The organism is Variovorax sp. H27-G14 (genome assembly GCF_046156345.1).
In the GTDB taxonomy this organism is placed as follows: Bacteria; Pseudomonadota; Gammaproteobacteria; order Burkholderiales; family Burkholderiaceae_C; genus Variovorax.
In genome coordinates this window covers 82,781-103,668 of record NZ_JAYLVN010000007.1, presented here as the reverse complement: position 1 = coordinate 103,668, position 20,888 = coordinate 82,781, and the positions used below count along the sequence as shown (strand labels likewise).

Here is a 20,888-nt window from a genome sequence, read left to right as displayed (position 1 = left end):
AGCGGATGGGCCGAGCGCCCATCCTTCACATCACATCCCTTGCGTCACATCCCCTGCGTCACACCGCCGTGACGTGCACCCCGGGCCGCTGCCCCGCATTCCACTTGCCATCCAGCGCCCGCTCGATCTGCGCGGCCAGTTGCAGCAGCAGCCCGTCGTTCGCCTGCGCGGCCTGAGCCTGAATGCCCAGCGGCAGCCCGTTCGCCTGCGCGGCCATCGGCAGCGAGATGCCCGGCAGCCCGCACAGGTTGGACAGCGGCGTGTACGCGAAGTTTTTCCAGAGGTTGGCGAACCAGTCGTACACAGACGGGTTCTGGCTGGTCGTCAGGTACTCGCTGGTGCCCACCTTGGGCGTGGGCAGCGCGGTGATCGGCGTGAGGATGATGTCCCAGCGCTGAAAGAACTCGCCGAAGGCGCGCGAAGTGGTGTTGAACACGGCCTGCATCTTCGAGCGCTCGGTGTAAGAGGTGTTCAGGCCCGCTTCCCAGATCTTGATGTTGATCGGCTCCAGCAGCTCGGCCGGCGGGCGCTCCAGCCCCAGGCGGTGCAGGTGGCCGTCGATGACCTGCGCGAAGTTGCTGATGTAGCAGGTGGTCTGTGCGGCAAAGGCGGTTTGAAAATCGACGTTGGGCAGCACCCACTCCACGTGGTGCCCCAGCCCTTCGAGGAACTTGCCGGTGCGCTCCAACTCGGCCACGAAATGCGGCGTGGCGCGAAAGTCGCCCCACTCGTGCGACAGCGCAATGCGCAGCGGTTTCGGGTCTTTCTTGATGAGCTCGCTGTACGGCTCGGCCGGTGACCAGAAAGGCATGAACTCGCCCGGCGCGCCGCCACGGCAGTGGTCGACAAACGCTGCCGTGTCGCGCACGGTGCGGCTGTGGCAGCCCTGGATCGACACCAGGCCCGACAGGTCCGACAGGCCCGGCGCCAGCGAGAACACGCCGCGCGACACCTTGAGCCCGATGTTGCCGTTCACGCCGGCCGGAATGCGGATGGAGCCGCCGCCGTCGGTGGCGTGCGACAGCGGCAGCACGCCGGCGGCCACGGCGGCCGCGGTGCCGGCGGACGAGCCGCAGGTGGTGTATTCGACGTCCCACGGATTGCGGGTGACGAAGAGCGCGTTCTCTACAGAGCTGCACACGCCGAACTCGGGCGTGGTGCTGCGGCCCATGATGTTGAGGCCGGCCTGGCGCAGTTTTTCGGTAAGAAAGCTGTCGGCTGCGGGGCGGTGGCCTTGCATCATCATCGAGCCGAATTCCTGCAACCGTCCTTTGAGAGTGGGGCCGAGGTCTTTCATGAGGTACGGCAGCCCGGCGAACACGCCTTCGGGGTTCATGCCGTCTTTCAGCGGGTCGGCGACGACGTCGTCGAACACTTCGACCACGGCGTCGAGTTGCGGGTTGACTTTCGCGATGCTGGCGGCGGCTTGCGCGGCCAGTTCGGCGGCCGACACGTCGCCCTTGCGGACCCGTTCAGCCAACGCTATGCCGTCGTGTGCGGCCCATTCGTCCCAGCTCATTGCCAGCGTCATCTGATGCTCTCCATTTCAGTTCAAAAGTAGCGGCGCTTTTTTGGCGCCGCGGGGTTCATGTGTTTTGTTGGCTCTTGTTCAGGGCTGCACTGTTCAGGGCGCGTGCACAGGCCGCCGGGTGCTCCCCTCCGCGAATGTCCCCCGTCGGCGTGAGCGTCGCCCTGAACTACGGCGCCCTGAACGACAGCACCAAAACCGACAGCACCCATCATGCCCACCCGAAGCCAAGCCGAAGAACCATCAGCGTACCCGTGCCTACAAGAATTGTTCCGGTGGGGTCGGTTCGGCGTACCGCGTAGTAGGCCAATGCCGCACCGACAGCAAAAAGTCGTGAGTCACGCCAATCGCCCAGCAAATGCCCATGGCTCAAAAAGACCTCCGGCACCACCATCGCCAGCAACGCCGCCACCGGCGCATGACGCAACCCACGCCACAGCCACGCGGGCAACTTCGGCTCGCTGTCGGGCAACAGAAAAAAACTGCGCGTCAGCACCGTCACCACCACCAACGCACCCACCGCCAACCATACATACACGTCGTGCCCCAGATGCATCAGCGCACACCCCAACGACGGTCCGCCCAAGTGCCGGCGACAAACGCCGTGGCAATGGCCGCGACCACGTTCAGCCCCATCGGCAACCAGGCCGTTGCCAAAGCCACCGCGCCCGCGGCCAATGCCGAGCAACGCACCGCGCGGTCGGTCAGCATGGGCAGCGCGAGCGCCAGCAAGGCCAGCACGCCGATGAAGCGCAAACCCCAGGCCGCCGGAATGGCGTCGGCCAGAAAAATGCCCGCAAGCGACGCGACGTGCCATGCCGCCCAGTTGGTCAGCGCCAGCCCCAGAAAGTAGCCGTGCTGCTGCACGGTCGCGCGCGCCGTGGGTGACGGCTGCGGGTGCCGGTAGACGAACTGCGCATACACCGGGTCGCCCGCCAGGTACGACAACAGCACGCGCGACCACCGGCGGTGCCCGCCGAAGTAACGCCGCCAGTTCACGCTGAACACCACAAAGCGAAGGTTCAGCACGCACGCGGTCGCCACCACCACCCACAGCGGCGCGCCGGCCGCAATGAGCGGCAGGCAGGCCAGCTGCGAGGCACTGGCAAACACCAGCAACGACATCGCCAGGATCACGCCCAGCCCCACGCCGCTCTTGGCCATGGCCACGCCGGCCACCAGGCCCATGGCCATGGTGCCCAGCGCCGCGCCCGCAATGTCGCGCCGCCCCTGGGCGAACGCGCGGCGCCAGGCCGGGTCGTTGGTCGATGTGCGCCAGGCGCTCCACAAGCTCACCACTCGCATTACAGGCACTACAGGCTCGCGAGTTCGGCGCGCGGCGCGGCCGCCAGCAGCCGCCGCGTGTAGTCGTTGGCCGGCGCGTTGAACACCTGGCCCGTGGGGCCCTGCTCCACGATGCGGCCCTGGCTCATCACGATGACGCGGTCGCACAACTGCGCGGCCACGCGCAGGTCGTGCGTGATGAACAGAATGCCCAGCCCCAGGTCGCGCTGGATCTCGCGCAACAGGTCGAGAATTTGCGCCTGCACCGACACGTCGAGCGCGGACACCGCCTCGTCGGCCACCAGCACCTGCGGCTGACAGGCAATGGCGCGCGCAATGGCCAGGCGCTGGCGCTGGCCACCCGAGAACTGGTGCGGGTAGCGCTCCAGCGCGGTGCGCGGCAGCTGGATGCGGTCCATCAGCTCTTCGGCGGTCTGGCGCGCATGCAGCTTGCTCAGGCCGAAGTTCATGGCGCCCTCGACCATCGACGAGCCCACGGTGCGGCGCGGGTTGAGCGAGCGGTTCGGGTCCTGAAACACCACCTGCACCCGCGAGCGCAGCGGCCGAAGCCGGCCCTCCGGCAGGTCACGCACCTCGGCGTCGCCCCACAAAATGCTGCCCGCGCTGGGCGCGATGAGCCGGATCATGCAGCGCGCAAAGGTCGACTTGCCCGAGCCCGATTCGCCCACCACGCCCACGGTTTCGCCGCGGTGCACGGCCACGCTGGCGTCTTGCAGGGCGGTGTTGTGCCTGGCACGGCCGAGCCAGTCGCGCCGTGTGTAGATCTTGCCCACGCCCGTGCCCGTGAGCAGCGGCTTGCCGCCGGGCAGCGTGCGCGCGGGGGGCGGTGTCATGCCGGGCACGGCGTCCAGCAGCATGCGCGTGTAGGCCTCGCGCGGCTGGCGCAGCACCTGGGCGCAGGGGCCATGCTCCACCAGGGCGCCGCGGTGCATCACCATCACGTCGTCGGCAATCTCCGCGACCACGCCCATGTCGTGCGTAATGAAGAGCACCGCGCTGCCCTGCTCGGCCTGCAGCTCGGCAATGAGCTTGAGAATTTCGGCCTGCGTGGTCACGTCCAGCGCGGTGGTCGGCTCGTCGCAGATCAGCAGGCGCGGCTTCAGGATGATGGCCATCGCAATCACGATGCGCTGGCGCTGCCCGCCCGAGAGCTGGTGCGGGTAGCTCGCGTGGATGCGTGCCGGGTCGGGCAGGCGCACGCGCTCGAAGATGGCGATGGTGTGCGCCTTGCGCTCGGCCGCGCCCCATGCGGTGTGCGTACGCAGCAGCTCGTCGACCTGCTCGCCGCAGCTCAGCACCGGGTTCAGCGCGGTCATGGGCTCCTGGAACACCATGCCCATGCCAGTGCCACGCAACTGGCGCAGCCGCTTGTCGGAGGTGAAGCGGCCGTTGTCGACCAGCTTCTCGCCGGACAGCATCACGTCGCCGGCCTTCAGCGTGAGGCCCTTGGCCAGCAAGCCCATCACAGTGGTGGCCAGCACCGATTTGCCGGAGCCCGACTCGCCCACGATGCACAGCGTGCGCCCGGCCTCGATGCGCAGGTCGAGGTGTTCGATGGCATGCGCGCGGTCGGCGTCGGAAGGCAGCGCCACCTGCAGGCCGCGCACTTCGAGGATGGCGGCGCCTGGGTTGGAATCAGTCATTGGAAATCTGCGCCTCACACACGTTTGGAGAACTTGGGGTCGAGCACGTCGCGCAGGCCGTCGCCCAGCATGTTGATGGCGAGCACGGTGGGCACCAGAAACAGCGCCGGAAACAGCACGTTGCCCGGGCTCTGCGAGAACTGCACGCGCCCTTCGGCCATGATGTTTCCCCAGGTCGGCACGTCCGACGGCAGGCCCAGGCCCAGAAAGCTCAGGATGGCCTCGGTCAGCACGGCCGAGGCCGCAATGAAGGTGCCCTGCACGATCAGCGGCGCCAGCGCGTTGGGCAAGATGTCGCGCCACAGAATGGTGGCGTCGGCGGTGGCCAGCGCGCGGGCCGCTTCCACGAAGGGCTCGTCGCGCAGGCTCATCACCAGCGCGCGCACCAGCCGCGTGACGCGGGGCACTTCGGGCACCGCAATCGCCAGAATCACCGTGGGCAGGCTCGCGCCCAGCACGGCCACCAGCGTGATGGCCAGCAGCACGGCGGGGATGGCCATCACGCCGTCCATCACGCGCATCAGCACCGCGTCCACCGCGCGAAAGTAGCCGGCCAGCATGCCCATCAGGCAGCCGAAGAAGATGGCGACGAAGGCGGTGAACAGCCCGACCGTCATCGAGATGCGGGTGCCGTAGAGCACGCGGCTCCACACGTCGCGCCCCACGCTGTCGCTGCCCATCCAGAAGGTGTGGGCGAACTGCGCGCCGTCGGGCATCGTCACCTGGCCCGCGGTGCCCGCGCCCACCGAGATGAAGCCCGGGTCCATCACCGAGGGGTCGAAGGTGCCCAGCCAGGGCGCGAACACGCCCAGCAGCGCCAGCCCGGCCAGCACCACGATGCCGCCGCGCACGGCGGTGTTGCGCCAGAGTTTTTTCAGGGTGCTCATGTCAGTAACGGATGCGCGGGTCGATGAACAGGTAGCTCACGTCGACCAGCAGGTTGACGGCGACATACACCACCGCAAAGAACAGCACCACGCCCTGCAGCACCGGAAAGTCGCGGTTCAGCACCGCGTCCACCGTGAGCTGGCCCAGGCCCGGAATGGCGAACACCGTTTCGGTGACCACCACGCCGCCCAGCAGCAGCGCAGCGCTCACGCCAATCACCGTGACCACCGGCACCGCGGCGTTGCGCAGCGCATGGTGCTTGAGCACCTGCAGCTCGGTGATGCCCTTGGCGCGGGCGGTGCGAATGAAGTCTTCGGTCAGCGCCTCGCTCACGGCCGCGCGCGTCACGCGGGACAGCAGCGCCACGTAGGTGATGGCCAGCGTGAGGCACGGCAGCACCAGCTGGTGCAGCCACGGTCCCACGCCTTCGCCGATGCGCCGGTAGCCCTGCACCGGAAACCACTGCAGCTTCATCGCCAGCACGTAGATCAGCACATAGCCGACCACGAACACCGGCACCGAGAAGCCGGCCACCGAGAAGGCCATCACGGCCTTGTCGAGCCAGCCGCCCATGCGCCACGCGGCCAGCGTGCCCAGCGGCAGCGCGATGGCCACCGCCAGCAGCAGCGTGCCGCCGGCCAGCGAGAGCGTGGGCTCCATGCGCTGGCCGATGAGGTCCAGCACCGGCTTGTTCAGAAAGAACGAAAAGCCCAGGTCGCCGTGCAGCACGCCGTTGCCCCAGATGGCGAACTGCTCCCACAGCGGCTTGGTCAGGCCCAGCTGCACGCGGATGCGGTCGAGGTCTTCGTTGGTGGCGCTGTTGCCGCCGATGACGGCCGCCGGGTCGCCGGGGGTGAGGCGCACGATCATGAAGATCGCCACCGCCACCACCAGCAGCACGGGCAGCGTGGCAAGCAGGCGCTTGGCCAGAAAGGTCAGCATGGAACGCCCGCCCTTATTGCTTCTTGATGTTCCAGTACACCTGCGCGCCGGCCGGCACCAGGCCGCTCACGTTCTTGCGCACCGCGGCGGGCTGGTTGTACTGGCCCACGGGCACGTGCGTGGCGGTCTCGAAGGCGCGCAGCTGGGCGGCCTGCGCCAGCTTCTTCTTCTCGGCTTCGGTCTTGGCCTGCGTGAACTGCACCTTGATTTCTTCCAGCTTCGCGTCGGTCTGCCAGCCGAACCAGCCCTTGTCGCCGGTGGCGTTCATCATGGCCATGGTGATGGGGTTCAGGATGTCCGACGCGGTCCACGAGGTCATGAACGCGCTCCAGCCGCCGGCCGAGGGGGCGTCCTTCTTGGCGCGGCGCGCCACCAGCGTGGACCAGTCCATCGACTGCATGTCGACCTTGAAGCCGGCCTGCTCCAGTTGCTGCTTGGCCACCAGCGGCAGCTTGCCGATGGTCGGGTTGTCGGTCGGGCGCATCAGCACCACGGGCTCGCCCTTGTAGCCGGCCTCTTCGAGCAGCGCCTTGGCCTTCTGCGGGTTGGCCACGCCGGTGTAGTCGCCGGTCTGCTCCGACTCGAACAGCGTGCCGCACGGGAACATGCTTTTGCAGTAGCGCGTGAGGCCCGGCGTGCCCACCTGGGTGCGCAAAAAGGCCTCCTGTCCCAGCGCCAGCATGGCCGCGCGGCGCACCTTCTCGTTGTTGAACGGCGGCTGCAGAAAGTTGAAGCGCAGGATGAACTGGTTGCCCGCGGGCTGCGCGTCGACCAGCTTGATGTCGGGGTTGGTGCGCAGCGTGGCGTACTGCTCGAAGGCGGGCTGCTCCAGGATGTCGGCCTCGCCGTTGAGCAGCGCATTCATCTGCGTTTGCGCGTCGCGAATGATGAGCCACTCCACGCGGTCCACGTACACGTTCTTGCCGCCGGCCGTGCCTGATGGCGCCTCGGCGCGCGGCTTGTAGCGCATGTTCTTGGTGAACACCACGCGCTCGCCGGGGCGGAACTCGTCGGCCTTGAACACGTAGGGGCCCGAGCCTATCGACTCCTTGATCTGCGTGTCGCCCGACGTGTCGGCCATGCGCTTGGGCATGATGAACGGCACGTTGGAAGACGGCTTGCCCAGCGCCTCCAGCACCAGGCCGAAGGGCTCCTTCAGCACCAGGGTGAAGGTCTTGGCGTCGGGCGTTTCGTAGCGCTCGGTCACCTTGGCAAGCTGCGCGCCGAAGGTGTCGCGGCTGGCCCAGCGCTTGATGGAGGCCACCACGTCCTCGCTGGTGACGGGCTTGCCGTCATGAAACTCCAGCCCGTCGCGCAGCGTGAAAGTCCAGGTCTTGTTGTCGGGCGACACCTTCCATTTGTCGACCATCTGCGGCTTGATGTGGCCTTCCAGGTCGGTGGCAAACAGCGTGTCGTACACCATGTAGCCGAAGTTGCGCGTCACGTAGGCCGTGGTCCAGATCGGGTCGAGCACGGTGATGTTGCTGCTTGGAATGATCTTCAGCGTGGTGGTCTGCGCCATGGCGGGCGCCATGACGGCACCGGCCAGCAGCGCGGCGGCGCCCCATCGGGCAAGGCGGCGCGACAAGGCGCGACCCGAACGGGCTGTCGATGGCGAGAAAGGCTGCGGTTGCATGTGATTTCCTGAAAGGATGAAACGGGGAACGCCGTGCCGGCACCCGCTGAGGGGCTCGCGGCGGCAAGGTCTCCATTGAGACATCTGTCAGCTCGAATGCATATGTACAGTTATATTCTTCTGTAATAGAACAGTCGCCTGCCCGCGCTGTATTCGTCCCCGTGTTGGGGCTTTTTCGTGCACACGAAACGTGCGCGCCATGCCGTGATCACTGTCAACCCTTCGCTGCCCATGCCCCTGGTTCGCCAGGTCTACGACGCCTTGCTGGCGCAGATGGCCTCCAGCGCCATGAAGCCCGGCGACCGGCTGCCCTCGGTGCGCGTGCTGGCCGGCGACTGCGGCGTGAGCACCATGACCATCACCAACGCCTACCAGCGCCTGGTGGCAGAAGGCCATGTGGAGGCGCGGCGCGCCAGCGGCTACTACGTGGCCGAAACGGAGCGCTCCGCCACGCGGCGCAAGCCCTTCCTGGGCCGCACCTCGGTCGACTCGCTGTGGCTGCTCAAGCATGTGTACGAAGACGACCGCACGCTGCTCAACGCGGGCTGCGGCTGGATCCCGCCCGAGATGCTGCATATAGACGGCGTGCGGCGCGCGCTGGCCGCGCTGTCGCGCAAGTCCGCCGCCGGGCTGGCCAACTACGGCACGCCCTACGGCTACCTGCCGCTGCGCCAGCAGATACAGACCTTGCTGGCGCAGCAGGGCATCGAGACCGCGCCGCACCAGATCGTGCTGACGCACGGCGCATCGCAGGCGCTGAACCTGGTGGCGCGCTGCCTGCTGCAGCCGCGCGACGTGGTGCTGGTCGACGAGCCGGGCTCGACCAACCTGTACGCGATGCTGCGCTCGCTCGACCTGAAGCTGGTGGGCGTGGAACGCACCGTGAACGGCCCCGACCTGGCCGCGCTGCAGTCGCTGGCGCAACGCCACGGCGCCAAGGCCTTCTTCACGAGCACCAACCTGCACAACCCCACAGGCAGCCAGTGCACGCCGGCCGTGGCCTACCAGATGCTGCGGCTGGCCGAGCAGCTGGACTTTCGCATCGTCGACAACGACGTGATGGCCGGGCTGGAGCCGCCCGGCGCGGCCACCACGCTGGCCAGCCTGGACGGGCTGCAACGGGTGATTCACATCGGCAGCTTCTCCAAGACGGTGTCGCCCGCGCTGCGCGTGGGCTTTGTCGCGTGCAACGAGGAGTTTGCTGAAAAGCTCATCCTGCAGAAGATGGTGAACAGCCTCACCACGTCGGAGCTCACCGAGCGGCTGCTGCACGGCGTGCTGGTCGAGGGCCGTTACCGCGCGCACGTGACCAAGCTGGCCGAGCGGCTGCAGGCGGCGCAGGCCACGGTGTGCGACCGGCTGGAGGCCGCGGGCATGCAGCTGTTCACGCGGCCGGCCGGCGGGCCTTTTCTGTGGGCGCGCTTCGAGCGCGACGACGTCGACATGCGCGCGCTGGCCCAGCGCGCCATTGCCGAGAGCTTTCTGCTGGCGCCGGGCGACCTGTTTCGCACCGACCTGCGGGCCACGCCGTGGCTGCGCTTCAACGTGGGCTACGCGGACGACCCGCGGCTGTATCGCTTTCTGGCGCAGGAGGCGCGAGGGCTGCGCAGCAAGGCCAAGGCGTGAAGCGCGGTGCCCGTTGGTTGCGGGCGCTTTCTAGAATCGCGCGGCCCGTCCCAACCCGCTCCTTGCAGCTATTGCCCGCATGCCACTCGCCTCCCTGTCCACGCCCGCCCTGGCCGACGCGCTGATCGTCGATCCGTTCTACCTGGCCATCTCCGCCGACTTTGCGCACGACATGGCACAGCGCAAGGCGGTGCTCGCGTCGTACTTCGCTTATTCGATGGGCGAAGCCGAGCGCACCGGGCGTTGCCTGACGCTGGACGACCCCGCGCTGGGCGCAGCGGCCTGGCTGCTGCCACGCGACGATGCGGCCGATGCCACGGAATCCGCCGCAAAGCGCGCGTTTCTGGCCGATGCGCTGGGGCCGCTGGGCCATGGCAACTACCACCGCATCGTCGACTTCATGTCGGCGCGCGCACCGGCGGTGGTGCCGGCGGGCGCGTGGTACCTGTCGATTCTGGGCATCGCGCCCGCCGCGCAACGGCGCGGGCTGGGCGCGCGGCTGCTGGCGCCCACGCTGGCCGAGGCGGATGCGGCTGGCGTGCCCTGCTTTCTGGAAACCTTCACGCCGCCCAGCGTGCCCTTCTACGAGCGGCTGGGTTTTCGCCGCGAGGCCGCGCACCGGGAGCCGGTGACCGACACCGAGTACCTCGTCATGTGCAGGCCGCCCGCCAAGGGCTGAGCGCGCGCCGCCCTGCCTTGGCGTGCCAACCGGGTGCCAAAGCCCGAATTCCACACAGCGCGATAGGCAATGCCGCAACAGGCGGCCCTGATTTCCCCGCCGGAGAAGGGTCGAGGAGATACAAATGGCAATACTTGGCAACAATCCCGGAGAATGGGCGGCCCTTTCCTGACCGCCTTGCCGGCCCGGTCGACCACCTGTTCCATGTCCGCCCTCCCGATCACCGACGCCCAGCCCGTCGCCCTGACCCCCGCACTGATCGTGGAGGACGACCCCGCCATGCAGGCACGCCTGCGCCACGTGCTGGCCACGCTCGGCTGCAACGATGCGCACATTGCGGTGACAAGCAGCGTGGCCGGCGCGCAGCACCTGATGGGCGCGCACGGCTACAGCGTGGCGCTGGTCGACATCGGCCTGCCCGACGGCAGCGGCGTGGAGCTCATCGGCTGGATGCAGGCGCACCACCCGGGCACGGCGGCCGTGGTCATCTCGGCCTGGCGCACCGAAGACGTCATCTTTGCGGCCCTGCGCGCGGGGGCCATCGGCTACCTGCTGAAAGAGCGCGACGACCTGGAGCTGGGCGTGGCGCTGCGCAGCATCGAGCAGGGCGGCGCACCCATCGACCCGACCATCGCGCGGCGCATCCTGACGTGGATGGCCGCGCTGCAGGCGCCGGGTGCATCGGCTGCCTCTACCGCACCTCCCGCATCCCCGGCCCACGCGGCGAACACGCCGCCCGCTCTGCCCCAGGCGCTGACGCCGCGTGAACGCAAGATCCTCGAACTCGTCTCGCAAGGGCTGAGCAACCGCGACATGGCCGAGTCGCTGTCAATCTCCAGACTGACCGTGGAATGCCACACCAAGAACATCTACCGCAAGCTGGCCGTCACCTCGCGCACCGAGGCCGTGTTCCAGGCACGGCGGCATGGCTTGCTGCGCTGATCGGCACGCTGATCTGCGCGCTCTGGCTGCTGCTGGCGGCCGGCCCGGCCTCCGCGCAGGCCGGTGCAGACGCTGCACCGCCCGTGTTTCGCGTCGAGGCCGTTCGCGCCGCCGACTGGCATGACACGGCGCCCCCCGCCGAGGGCTGGACGCCCGTCACCCTGCCCGACAGCTGGGCCACCCGCTGGCCCGGCTTCGACGGCGTGGTCTGGTACCGGCTGACCTGGCAGCAACCCGCGCAGGTGCGCGAGGCCGGCCTGCTGCTGCACTACCTGAACATGGCCGGCGAGGTGTCGCTCAACGGCACGCCCATCGCTCGCGACGACAGCCTGGTGGAGCCGCTCACCCGCGCCTGGAACACGCCGCGCCACTGGCTGCTGGCACCGCCGCTGCTGCGCCCAGGCGCCACCAACACGCTGCTGGTGCGGGTGTCGGGCCTGTTCGCCTACCAGGCGGGGCTGGGGCCGGTCGAGCTCGGTACGCCGGCGGCCATGCAGACGCTCTTCGAGCGTGAGCGCCTGGTGCGCCATGACCTGCAGGTGCTGGGCCTCGCGGTCAGCGCGGCCGTCTCGGCCTTTTTCATCGCGTGGTGGTGGCGGCGCCGGCGCGAGACGGCCTACGGCTGGTTCGCGGCCATGTCGGTGCTGTGGCTGCTGTTCGCGTGCAACCAGATCGCCACCAGCCCGTGGCCGTTCAAGACCACCGACGGCTGGCAGGCGCTCAATACGTCGCTGCTGCTGGCGTTCAGCCTGTCGTACCTGCTGTTCGTGCTGCGCTACTGCGAACGGCGCATGCCGCGGCTGGAAGCGGTGGCCGCGCTGGTGGCGCTGGCCGGCGTGCTCGACCTGTGGCTGGTGCCCCTGCTGCTGCAGCCCGGCCTGGTCACGCACCGCGCGGTGTGGACGCTGGTGGGCGGCCTCACCATCATCGTGGTGAACAGCGCCGCCATCGTTCACGCCTGGCGCCACCGCGGCAGCCCGATACGCTCGCTCGCCCCGTTCATGGCGCTGTCGGCGGCCACCGGCGCGCACGACCTGCTGGTGTTCACGCAGGTGATCGACAGCAACATCTACTACACCAACATGTCGTCTTACGTGCTGCTGCTGGGCATGGCGCTCACGCAGGCGGCACGCTTTGCGCAGAGCCTGCGGCGCATCGAGAACTTCAACACCGAGCTCATCGAGGAGGTGAACGCCGCCAAGGCCGAGCTGGCCACCACGCTGGCGCAGCAGCATGCCCTGGCGCTGGCGCATGCGCGCATCGGCGAGCGCGTGAACCTGGTGAGCGACCTGCACGACGGCCTGGGCGGCATGCTGGTGGGCAGCATCGCCACGCTGGAGCGCACGCCCGACAACCTCAGCGCGAGCAAGCTGCTGGCCATGCTCAAGCGCCTGCGCGACGACCTGCGCCTGATCATCGACGCCACCGGCCGCGACGACGACGCACGCGCGCTGGGCGAGCTGCTGGCGCCGCTGCGCCACCGCAGCGCGCAGTTGCTGGACGCCAACGGCATCGACTGCCGCTGGAAGGTGTCGAACATCGACACGCTCGAACTGCCGCCCTCGCAAAGCCTGGACCTGATGCGCTTTCTGCAGGAGGCGCTGACCAATGTGCTCAAGCACAGCGGCAGCGGTCGCGTGGACGTGAGCGTGGCGCGCGCGGGCGCCGAGCTGCGGCTGAGCGTGCGCGACGACGGGTGCGGCTTTCAGGTCGACAGCATGGGCAGCAACAGCGGCGCCGGTCTGCGCAACCTGCGCATGCGGGCGCGCCGGCTCGGCGCCGAGCTGCAGCTGCAGTCACGCCCCGGTGACACGCAGGTGGCGCTTCGGATGCCGCTGGCGCGCTGAGCGCAGGGGCGGCGCCTACAGCTCCAGCACCAGCCGGGCGCCTTCGCAGGCGCGCGAGCAGCAGGTCATCATCCTGGTGTCGGCTTCGCGCTCCATGCGGGTGAGCACCACGTCGCGGTGATCGACCTTGCCCGACAGCACGCGCACTTCGCACGAGCCGCACAGGCCTTCTTCGCAGTCGCTCTGCACGTCGACGTTGGCGGCGCGCAGCACGCTCAGCAGGGTCTGGTCGGGTGGCACGGTGAGCACGAGGCCGGAGTCCTTCAGCTCCACCTCGAAGGCATGCTCCTTCGAAGCGTCGAGCGTGGCCAGTGTCGATTCGAAATGCTCCACGCGCAGCGAGCCTTCGGGCCACGCCGCGCAACAGTCTTCCAACGCCTCGAGCATGCGCCGCGGGCCGCAGGCGTACACCTGCGCGCCGGGCACCGGTTGCGCGAGCAGCGCCTGCATGTCGTTGCGGCGGCCTTCGTCGGCGGCGTGCACATGCAGATGCTCGCCGTGCAGCGCGGCCAGTTCTTCGACCAGCGCCATGGTGGCGCGGCTGCGCCCGCTGTAGTGCAGCGCGTAGTCCATGCCCAGCGCCTTGGCACGCCGCGCCATGGCGCTCACCGGCGTGATGCCGATGCCACCAGCGATGAAGATCGCCTTCTTCAGCGTCTCGTCCAGGCGGAAGTGGTTGCGCGGCCCGCGAATGCGCAGCCGGTCGCCGGCCTTTGCATGGGCGTGCACCCACGCCGAGCCGCCGCGCCCTTCGGGCTCGTGCAGCACGGCAATCTCGAACACGCCCGCTTCGTCGGGGTCGCCACACAACGAGTACTGGCGCGACAACGCGGGCGTGCCGCATTCCACGTCGATGTGCGCGCCGGCGGTCCAGCGTGGCAGCGGCTTGCCGTCCAGCGAGGCCAGGCGCAGCCGGACGATGCCCTCGGCCACCGGCGTCACGCGCTCGACCACCACCGGCCGCGCAATGGCCTGGGCCGACGGCTCGCCGATGCGCACGGGCACCTGCACGTCGCGCAGGCCCTTGTTCGTGCGCTCGGGGTTGGCGGCCGGGTCCCATTCGACCAGCAGGTGCTCCGGTCCGCGGAACGAGGTGTTGGGCACATAGGTGAAGCGCTGCGCGCACAGCCGCACGTGCGGCATGCGGCGCGTGAACTCCTCCAGAAAGATCTGCATCTCCATGCGCGCCAGGTTCTTGCCCATGCATTGGTGCGAGCCATAGCCGAAGGTGAGGTGGTCGCTGGCGTTCTCGCGGCGAATGTCGAACAGGTCGGCATCTTCGAAGTGCCCTTCGTCGTGGTTGGCCGACGAGGTCACGATGAGCAGGCGCGAGCCCGCGGGCAGGTCGACGCCGCCCACTTGCGTGTCGCTCGTGACAAGGCGACGCCATGCGGCCACCGAGCCGTTGTGGCGCAGGCACTCTTCCACCGCGTTGGGAATGAGGCCCGGGTCTTCGCACAGCTCTTGCCACACCTGCGGGTGCTGCAGCAGCAGCTTCATGGCATTGGCGGTGGCGTTGGCCGTGGTCTCGTGCGCGGCCACGATGCCGGCCATCATCATCGAGTGCAGGTACGAGTCGGTCACCACTTCAGGGAGCAGCGCCTGCTTGCGGATGCCGTACTGCATCCAGCCGGGCGCGTCGGGGTCCTGGCGCATCTTGTCGAGCACCTTGCCGGCGTACTGCCAGAAGTTGCCGACCGCATGCGCCACGGCCACCTGCTCCTCCGGCTTGGGGCGGCCCCAGGTATTGACAGTGTGCGCAATGGAGTATTTGCGCAGCGTGTCCATGTCTTCCTCGGGCACGCCGAGAAAGTGCAGCGCCACGGTCAGTGGAATTTCCCACAGCATCTGGTCGACCAGGTCGGCGCGGCCGTCGTCGATGAAGCGGTCGACGTAGCTGCGCGCCAGCTCGCGCACCATCGGCTCGTGGTGCTTGAGCGCCTCGGGCGTGAACGGGTCCATCAGCGCGCGTCGGCGCGGCATGTGGGCCGGCTGGTCTTCATTGACCAGCGTGCGGTTCAGCGCAAAGCCGTAGGAGGCCAGCACTGCGTTGGCTTCGTCGCCGGTGGGCGTGATCTTCTCCAGCGCGTTCGACGGGCTGAAGGTGATGTTGTCGCGAAACACCGCCTTGATGTCCGCATAGCGCGTGATCACCCAGTAGCCCAGCTTGGGGCTGTAGAAGATCGGCTCCTGCTCGCGCGCCCAGCGCACGTACTCGGGCGGGTCTTGCTGGTAGCCGTCCTCGAAGGGGTCGAAGCCCGCGGCGCGTGCACTCACGGGGCAGCCGGTGGGCGTGCGCTCGCAAGACAGCGCGCCGTGCGCGACGGGGCAGCCGGAAGTGCGCGGTGCTTGCGCTGGGTGGGCGGTGTCTGGCATGGCGTGGGGGCTCAGTCGAGGGTGATCTTCAGGTCGCGAATCAGCTTGTGCCAGCGCACCGTTTCGTTCTTCAGCAGTTCGGCGTATTGCGCGGGCGTGTTACCCACCGGCTCCACGCCGAAGTCGACCATGCGCGTGCGCACCGAAGGCTCGTTGATGGCCGCAACGATCTGGCGGTTCAGCGTCTTCACCACCTCGGGCGGCGTGGCCGCGGGCACCACCACGCCGACCAGCGCGGCGGCCTCCACGTTCTTGTAGCCGAGCTCGGCGAAGGTGGGCACGTCGGGCAGTTGCGGCAGGCGCGTGGGGTTGGCCACGGCCAGCGCGCGCACCTTGCCGCCCTTGATGAAGCCGGAGCCCGCCGCCAGGTCGACCATCATGGCCGGCAACTGCCCGCCAACCACGTCGGCCAGCGCGGGCGCGGCGCCCCGGTACGGCACATGGACCATGAAGAGCTTGGCCTCCACCTTCAGCAGCTCCATCGCCAGGTGGTGCGGGCTGCCCGCACCAGCCGAGGCGTAGTTGATGCCGCCCGGCTTGGCGCGCGCCTGGGCGATGAAGTCCTTGGCAGAGGCAAAGCCCGAGTTGGCACCCACCACCAGGACCATGGGGAACTTGCCCATCAGCGTGACGGGCGCCAGGTCTTTGGTGGGGCTGTAGCTCAGCGACTTGTAAAGCGCGGGGTTGAACACCAGCGTGCCGTTGTCGGCCGACAGGATGGTGTAACCGTCGGCCGGCGCGCGCGCGGTTTCGGCGGCGGCCAGCGCGGTATTGCCGCCGGGCTTGTTGTCTACCAGCACCGGCTGGGCCACCTGCGTCGCCAGTGGTCTGGCCGACCGTGCGCGCCAGGAAGTCGGAGCCACCGCCGGCCGCGTACGGAACGATCCAGCGGATCGGCTTGGCGGGGAAGGTCTGCGCGCCGACGCCTGCGCTGGCCGCGGCTGTGAGGGCAAGAACCGCGAGACCGCGGGCAATGTGCTTTTTCATGGGATGTCTCCGGGCTGGATATTGTGTATTGCGTAATTATCATACGCATTGCGTAAACACAAACACACGGGTTTACCCGGCTGCTTCAGACAGCCAGCCCGGAGCGGTCGACCGCCTAACATCAAGCCGACATGACCTCATCGCCGGAATCCGCCCCCACCCCCACCCTGATCCCCGTGCGTGAGCGCCGCCAGCGCGTGCAGGCCGCCGAAACCGGCATGGCCGTGCTCAAGGGGCTAGCGCACCTGGGCGGGCGCAGCAGCCTCACCGCGCTGTCGGCCCACGTCAGCGAGAGCCCGGCCAAGGTGCACCGCTACCTCGCCAGCCTGATGGAGGGCGGCCTGGTGCTGCAGGACCCCGCCTCGCAGCACTACTACCTGGGCACCGAGGCCATTCAGATCGGCTTGGCCGCCATGCGCCAGGCCGACCCGATCCGCGCGGCCGAGCCCTGCCTGATTCGCTTGCGCGAGTCGCTGGAGGTGACGTCTTTTGTCGCGGTGATGGGCAACAAGGGCCCGACCATCGTGCGTTTCGAGGAGCCGGGGCTGCCGGTGACGGTGAACGTGCGCGTGGGCTCGGTGATGTCGATGCTGTGGTCGGCCACGGGCCGGGCCTTCCTGGGGCTGCTCGACGAATCGCGCGTGCTGGCGCTGGCCGAGCAGGAGCTGGGCGAGGCCCCGCCCGAGCTGCGCGCGCAGCTCGACGCGAAAGACCCGATCGGTGCATTGCGCCGCGAGGTGCGGCAAGCCGGCTGCGCCAGCGTGAAGGACACCTACCTGCGTGGCATCAGCGCAGTGGCGGCCCCGGTGTACGACTACGCGGGCCGCGTGAGCGCGGTCATTACCGCGCTGGGCGCCACGGGAGGCTTCGACCCCGCCGTCGACGGGCCCATCGCCGTGGCCGTGCGGCGGGAGGCCCGGGCCGCCAGCGCCCTGTTGGGCGCCACGGCCTGAGGGTCTTTCAACCCGGCGGCGGAATCAGTCCGCCCAGACCACCACGCCGCTCCACGCGGTGGCCAGCACCACGATGCCGAAGGCAATGCGGTACCAGGCGAACGGCACGAAGCTGTGGCTGCTGATGTAGCGCAGCAGCCAGCGCACGCACAGCCAGGCGCTGATGAACGAAAACACCAGCCCCACGCCGAACAGCGGCAGGTCGGCCATCGACAGCGCCGCGCGCTCCTTGTAGACGCTGTACACGCCCGCGCCAATCAGCGTGGGAATGGCCAGGAAGAACGAGAAGTCGGTCGCCGCCTGGCGCGACAGGCCCAGCAGCATGCCGCCGATGATGGTCGAGCCGCTGCGGCTGGTGCCCGGAATCATGGCAAAGCACTGCACCAGGCCCACCTTCAGGGCGTCCCAGGGGGTCATGTCGTCCACGTGCTCCACGCGCACCGAGCCGGGCGGGCGTTTTTCGGCCCACAGGATGATGAAGCCACCGATGATGAAAGTGCTGGCCACCACGGTCGGAATGAACAGGTGCGCCTTGATGACCTTGCCGAACAGCAGGCCCAGCACCACCGCCGGCAGAAAGCCGATGAAGATGTTCAGCGCCAGGCGCTGTGCCTTGGGCTGGCGCGGCAGCGCCACCACGGTGGAGCGGATCTTCTGCCAATAGACCAGGATCACCGCGAAGATCGCGCCGGTCTGGATGGCAATTTCGAAGACCTTGCCCCGGTCGTCCGCGAAACCGCCGAGCAATGAGCCCGCCAGAATCAGATGCCCTGTCGACGAGATGGGGAGAAATTCGGTCAGCCCCTCCACGATGCCCATGATGGCGGCCTTGACCAGCAAAACGATGTCCACGCGTACTCCTTGAAAGAGCCGCAATTATCACGAGGGCACTGGTCAGGTCGGGTTCAGGTGAGGCTCAAGATACCTAGTTCAGGTGATGTTCGGATGCAGGCTGTTGACACATAGTCACAAATGGACGGGCGCCCAGGCCCGCAGGAGCCTCACCTCATGCAGACGTTCATTCCCCGCAACGGGCTCGAAGAGCATGTCTCGACCGCCGTCGATCACGGCGAAGACCGGCGCAAGAACGTGCACGACATTGCGCGCGAGCAGTGCGAATCGATGCGCCGCGTCACCCTTGCCACCGGCGCGTCGGCCAACGAGCTGTGCCAGCTGATGCAGCGCTTGCTGGACATCGACCGCTCGGGCACCAGCGCGGGCATCGTGGCGCAGGGCCACATTGCGGCGGACCGCATGCAGTCGGGCATGCCGCGGCTCGACCTGGGCGACGTGAGTGGCCTTGGTGATGGCCGCACGGCCGACCAGCGCAGCGACGCGGTGCAGAGCATCGACTTCTGGCTGCTCGAGCCGCTGGACCCGGCGCACGACAAGAAGTGGTACGCGCGCTGGAAGTTCTGGAGTTTCATCCTCGGCGCCTGCGGCCCCGACGTGGCGCTCACGCTGCAGGGCCTGGCACTGCGGCCCAGCGAGCCGGGCGACACGCATGCCGACCTGGTCGCCAAGGCGCGCAAGGTGCTGGAGAGCTGGCGCCGCACCTCCGAGCCGCTGTTCTGGGCGGCGGTGGAGTGCTATGTGCGCCAGCAGTCGTTTTCGCTGGAAACGCAGGCCTACCTGATGCACTGCATCGCCGCGATGTTCCCGGGCGACGGCATGAAGCTGTCGAGCGCGCAGAACGAACAGCTCACCGCCGTGCTGGCCGACACCTACTGCGACGCGCTGGGCAGCTCGGCCACCATGCCGTCGGCCGACATCTACCGCCGCCTCTCGCAGGGGCTGCAGGCCACCGACCGCGAGACCGGGCTCACGCGCCACCTGGGGCGCAGCGACGCGGCGCAGATCGCGATCACCGCGCTGTTCGCCGTGATCGAGAACACGCGCTCACGCTGAGGCCGGGCCGGTGCGGCGGCGCAATGCGCGCACCGCGCTGTCGACCGTGGTCAGCACCGGCAGGCCGCTGGCGGCCTCGCATGCGGCGCGTGCCCGCGCCATGCTGAACTGCGCCAGCGCAATGCGCGTGCAGCCACGCTCGCGCAGGGCCACGGCCTGCGCGGCAATGAGCGCATCGTGGCGCTGCGTGTCGCCGGCGTTCAGCGCATCCAGCGCGCCTTCGGCCAACGCGGTGTGCAGGTCGGTGCCCGCGGCGAATTCCGGCGGCATCGACGCCAGCGTGGGCGCAAAAGTGGCGATGAGGCCGAGCCGGCCCTGCCCTTGCCCCACCTCTTCGACCATGGCCTCGTTGGGCTTGAGCACCGCCATGCCCGCATGCCGGCGCGCCACCGCCTCGATGCACGGCCCGAAGGCCGAGCAGGTGAACAGAATGCCCTGCGCGCCCGTGTCCACCGCGTACTGCGCCAGCCGCTGAAAGCGCTCGTGCATGGCGTCGTCGAGCCCCCTGCCGCCGCGCGCCAGGTCGGCCGAGAGGCTGTCGTCGAGCAGGTTCATGCGCACCGCCTCGGGCCAGTCGCGCGCAAAGGCGTCGTTGATGGGCGCCACGGAATGCGAGAGCGCGTGAATCAGGGCAATGCGGGTCATGGGTGTCGAACGGTTTTCAGATGCCCTTGGAAGAAGGGTTGGCAAAAGCGTCCTTCGTCTCGGCATTCAGCGGGTAGTTGATGTTGATGCCCTTGGGCGGAATCGGCGACATGAACCATTTGGCATAGAGCTTTTCCATCTCGCCCGACTTCATCATGCCCGACACCACGCGGTCGACCAGTGCCTTGAAGGCCGGGTCGTCCTTACGGAACATGAGCGACTGGTTCTCGGTGCGCAGGCTCTCGCCGGTAATGACAAAGTCCTTCGGGTTGCGCGCGTTCGCAAGCTGCCCGGCCAGCAGAATGTCGTCCAGCACAAAGGCCTGGGCACGGCCGCTTTCCACCAGCAGGAACGAGTCGCTGTGGTCCTTGCCGGCAAGGTTGGTCACGTCCAGGCTGCGGCCGCGGTCGGCCTCGCGCAGCAGGCGGAACGAGGTGGTGCCGGTGGTGGTGGCCACCGTCTTGCCCTGCAGGTCGGCAATGGTCTTGATGCCCGAATCGGCCTTCACCAGCATGCGCACGTTGTAGCGAAAGATGTCCGGCGAAAACGCCACCTGCTTCTGCCGGTCGACCAGGTTGGTGGTGGAGCCGCACTCGATGTCGACCGTGCCGTTCTGCACCAGCGGAATGCGGTTGGCGGAGGTCACGGCCTGGTACTTGATGTCGATGGCCGGCAGCTTCAGCTCGCTCTTCACCGCCTCCACGATGCGGTTGCAGATCTCGATGCTGTAGCCGATCGGCTTGAGGTTTGCATCCAGGTAAGAGAAGCCGAACGACGACTCGCGGTAGCCGAAGGTGATGGCGCCGCTGGCCTTGATCTTGGCGAGCGTGTCGCTGTCCTGCGCCAGCGCGGCGTGCGGCAGCAGCACCGCGAAGGCCACCGCGAGCGCGGCGGCAAGAGACGAAAACGACGGACGTGGCTTGGGCATGGAACGCTCCTGCAAAGGACGGTGGAAGGGAAGAAACGAGAGAGAGAAAAACTGC

The 20,888-nt window shown here is 68.3% G+C and carries 17 protein-coding genes and 1 pseudogene; 6 read left to right on the top strand and 12 right to left on the bottom strand.

Annotated features, from left to right (window positions below; genetic code table 11):
* Nucleotides 1–58 precede the first annotated feature (58 nt).
* From VLK31_RS18440 to VLK31_RS18410, 7 genes are all read right to left on the bottom strand, one after another.
* Nucleotides 59–1,531: an amidase gene (locus VLK31_RS18440; RefSeq protein ID WP_409169878.1), complete on the bottom strand. Its 1,473-nt coding sequence runs from the start codon at nt 1,529–1,531 to the stop codon at nt 59–61.
* Nucleotides 1,532–1,739: 208 nt separating this feature from the next.
* A complete protein-coding gene (locus VLK31_RS18435) occupies nt 1,740–2,084 on the bottom strand; it encodes an AzlD domain-containing protein (RefSeq protein ID WP_409169877.1) in 345 nt (114 codons plus the stop codon).
* Entirely contained in the window at nt 2,084–2,833 is a 750-nt protein-coding gene (locus tag VLK31_RS18430) for an AzlC family ABC transporter permease (RefSeq protein ID WP_409170035.1), read from the bottom strand. The genes VLK31_RS18435 and VLK31_RS18430 overlap by 1 nt, the downstream gene beginning before the upstream one ends.
* Before the next feature lie 8 nt (nt 2,834–2,841).
* Nucleotides 2,842–4,476, bottom strand: coding sequence for a dipeptide ABC transporter ATP-binding protein (locus tag VLK31_RS18425; protein WP_409169876.1), 1,635 nt, complete (start codon nt 4,474–4,476; stop codon nt 2,842–2,844).
* A 14-nt stretch (nt 4,477–4,490) separates the two neighbouring features.
* Nucleotides 4,491–5,363, bottom strand: a complete 873-nt coding sequence (locus VLK31_RS18420) for an ABC transporter permease (RefSeq protein ID WP_409169875.1) — start codon at nt 5,361–5,363, stop codon at nt 4,491–4,493.
* A 1-nt stretch (nt 5,364) separates the two neighbouring features.
* Nucleotides 5,365–6,306, bottom strand: a complete 942-nt coding sequence (locus VLK31_RS18415; protein WP_409169874.1) for an ABC transporter permease — start codon at nt 6,304–6,306, stop codon at nt 5,365–5,367.
* Between the two features lie 13 nt (nt 6,307–6,319).
* Nucleotides 6,320–7,942, bottom strand: coding sequence for an ABC transporter substrate-binding protein (locus VLK31_RS18410; RefSeq protein WP_409169873.1), 1,623 nt, complete (start codon nt 7,940–7,942; stop codon nt 6,320–6,322).
* A gap of 231 nt (nt 7,943–8,173) precedes the next feature.
* Between VLK31_RS18410 and VLK31_RS18405 the strand changes: the two genes are divergently transcribed.
* From VLK31_RS18405 to VLK31_RS18390, 4 genes are all read left to right on the top strand, one after another.
* Nucleotides 8,174–9,568 (top strand): PLP-dependent aminotransferase family protein, encoded by a 1,395-nt coding sequence (locus tag VLK31_RS18405; RefSeq protein ID WP_409169872.1) that lies wholly within the window; start codon nt 8,174–8,176, stop codon nt 9,566–9,568.
* Between the two features lie 79 nt (nt 9,569–9,647).
* Entirely contained in the window at nt 9,648–10,247 is a 600-nt protein-coding gene (locus VLK31_RS18400; protein ID WP_409169871.1) for a GNAT family N-acetyltransferase, read from the top strand.
* A gap of 204 nt (nt 10,248–10,451) precedes the next feature.
* A complete protein-coding gene (locus VLK31_RS18395) occupies nt 10,452–11,189 on the top strand; it encodes a LuxR C-terminal-related transcriptional regulator (RefSeq protein ID WP_409169870.1) in 738 nt (245 codons plus the stop codon).
* Nucleotides 11,099–13,036: an ATP-binding protein gene (locus VLK31_RS18390; protein ID WP_409169869.1), complete on the top strand. Its 1,938-nt coding sequence runs from the start codon at nt 11,099–11,101 to the stop codon at nt 13,034–13,036. Before VLK31_RS18395 ends, VLK31_RS18390 begins: the two co-directional genes overlap by 91 nt.
* Nucleotides 13,037–13,051: 15 nt before the next feature.
* Here VLK31_RS18390 and VLK31_RS18385 read toward each other — a convergent pair whose 3' ends face one another.
* Together VLK31_RS18385 and VLK31_RS18380 are read right to left on the bottom strand one after the other, a co-directional pair.
* On the bottom strand, nt 13,052–15,412 hold the full coding sequence (locus tag VLK31_RS18385) for a cytochrome P450/oxidoreductase (protein ID WP_409169868.1): 2,361 nt from the start codon (nt 15,410–15,412) through the stop codon (nt 13,052–13,054).
* A gap of 11 nt (nt 15,413–15,423) precedes the next feature.
* Nucleotides 15,424–16,399 (bottom strand): annotated as a pseudogene (locus VLK31_RS18380) (Bug family tripartite tricarboxylate transporter substrate binding protein).
* Nucleotides 16,400–16,530: 131 nt separating this feature from the next.
* On the opposite strand from VLK31_RS18380, the gene VLK31_RS18375 reads away from it, so the two are divergent.
* On the top strand, nt 16,531–17,352 hold the full coding sequence (locus VLK31_RS18375) for an IclR family transcriptional regulator (protein ID WP_409169867.1): 822 nt from the start codon (nt 16,531–16,533) through the stop codon (nt 17,350–17,352).
* Nucleotides 17,353–17,376: 24 nt separating this feature from the next.
* Here the strand turns inward: VLK31_RS18375 and VLK31_RS18370 are convergent, their stop codons facing one another.
* Complete coding sequence (locus VLK31_RS18370) at nt 17,377–18,204, bottom strand: undecaprenyl-diphosphate phosphatase (RefSeq protein ID WP_409169866.1); 828 nt, start codon at nt 18,202–18,204, stop codon at nt 17,377–17,379.
* A 156-nt stretch (nt 18,205–18,360) separates the two neighbouring features.
* Here VLK31_RS18370 and VLK31_RS18365 point away from each other — a divergent pair, with 156 nt between their 5' ends.
* On the top strand, nt 18,361–19,260 hold the full coding sequence (locus VLK31_RS18365) for a hypothetical protein (protein ID WP_409169865.1): 900 nt from the start codon (nt 18,361–18,363) through the stop codon (nt 19,258–19,260).
* Here VLK31_RS18365 and VLK31_RS18360 read toward each other — a convergent pair.
* Together VLK31_RS18360 and VLK31_RS18355 are read right to left on the bottom strand one after the other, a co-directional pair.
* Entirely contained in the window at nt 19,252–19,905 is a 654-nt protein-coding gene (locus tag VLK31_RS18360; protein ID WP_409169864.1) for an aspartate/glutamate racemase family protein, read from the bottom strand. The genes VLK31_RS18365 and VLK31_RS18360 overlap by 9 nt on opposite strands.
* Nucleotides 19,906–19,921: 16 nt before the next feature.
* On the bottom strand, nt 19,922–20,833 hold the full coding sequence (locus tag VLK31_RS18355) for an amino acid ABC transporter substrate-binding protein (protein WP_409169863.1): 912 nt from the start codon (nt 20,831–20,833) through the stop codon (nt 19,922–19,924).
* Nucleotides 20,834–20,888 lie beyond the last annotated feature (55 nt).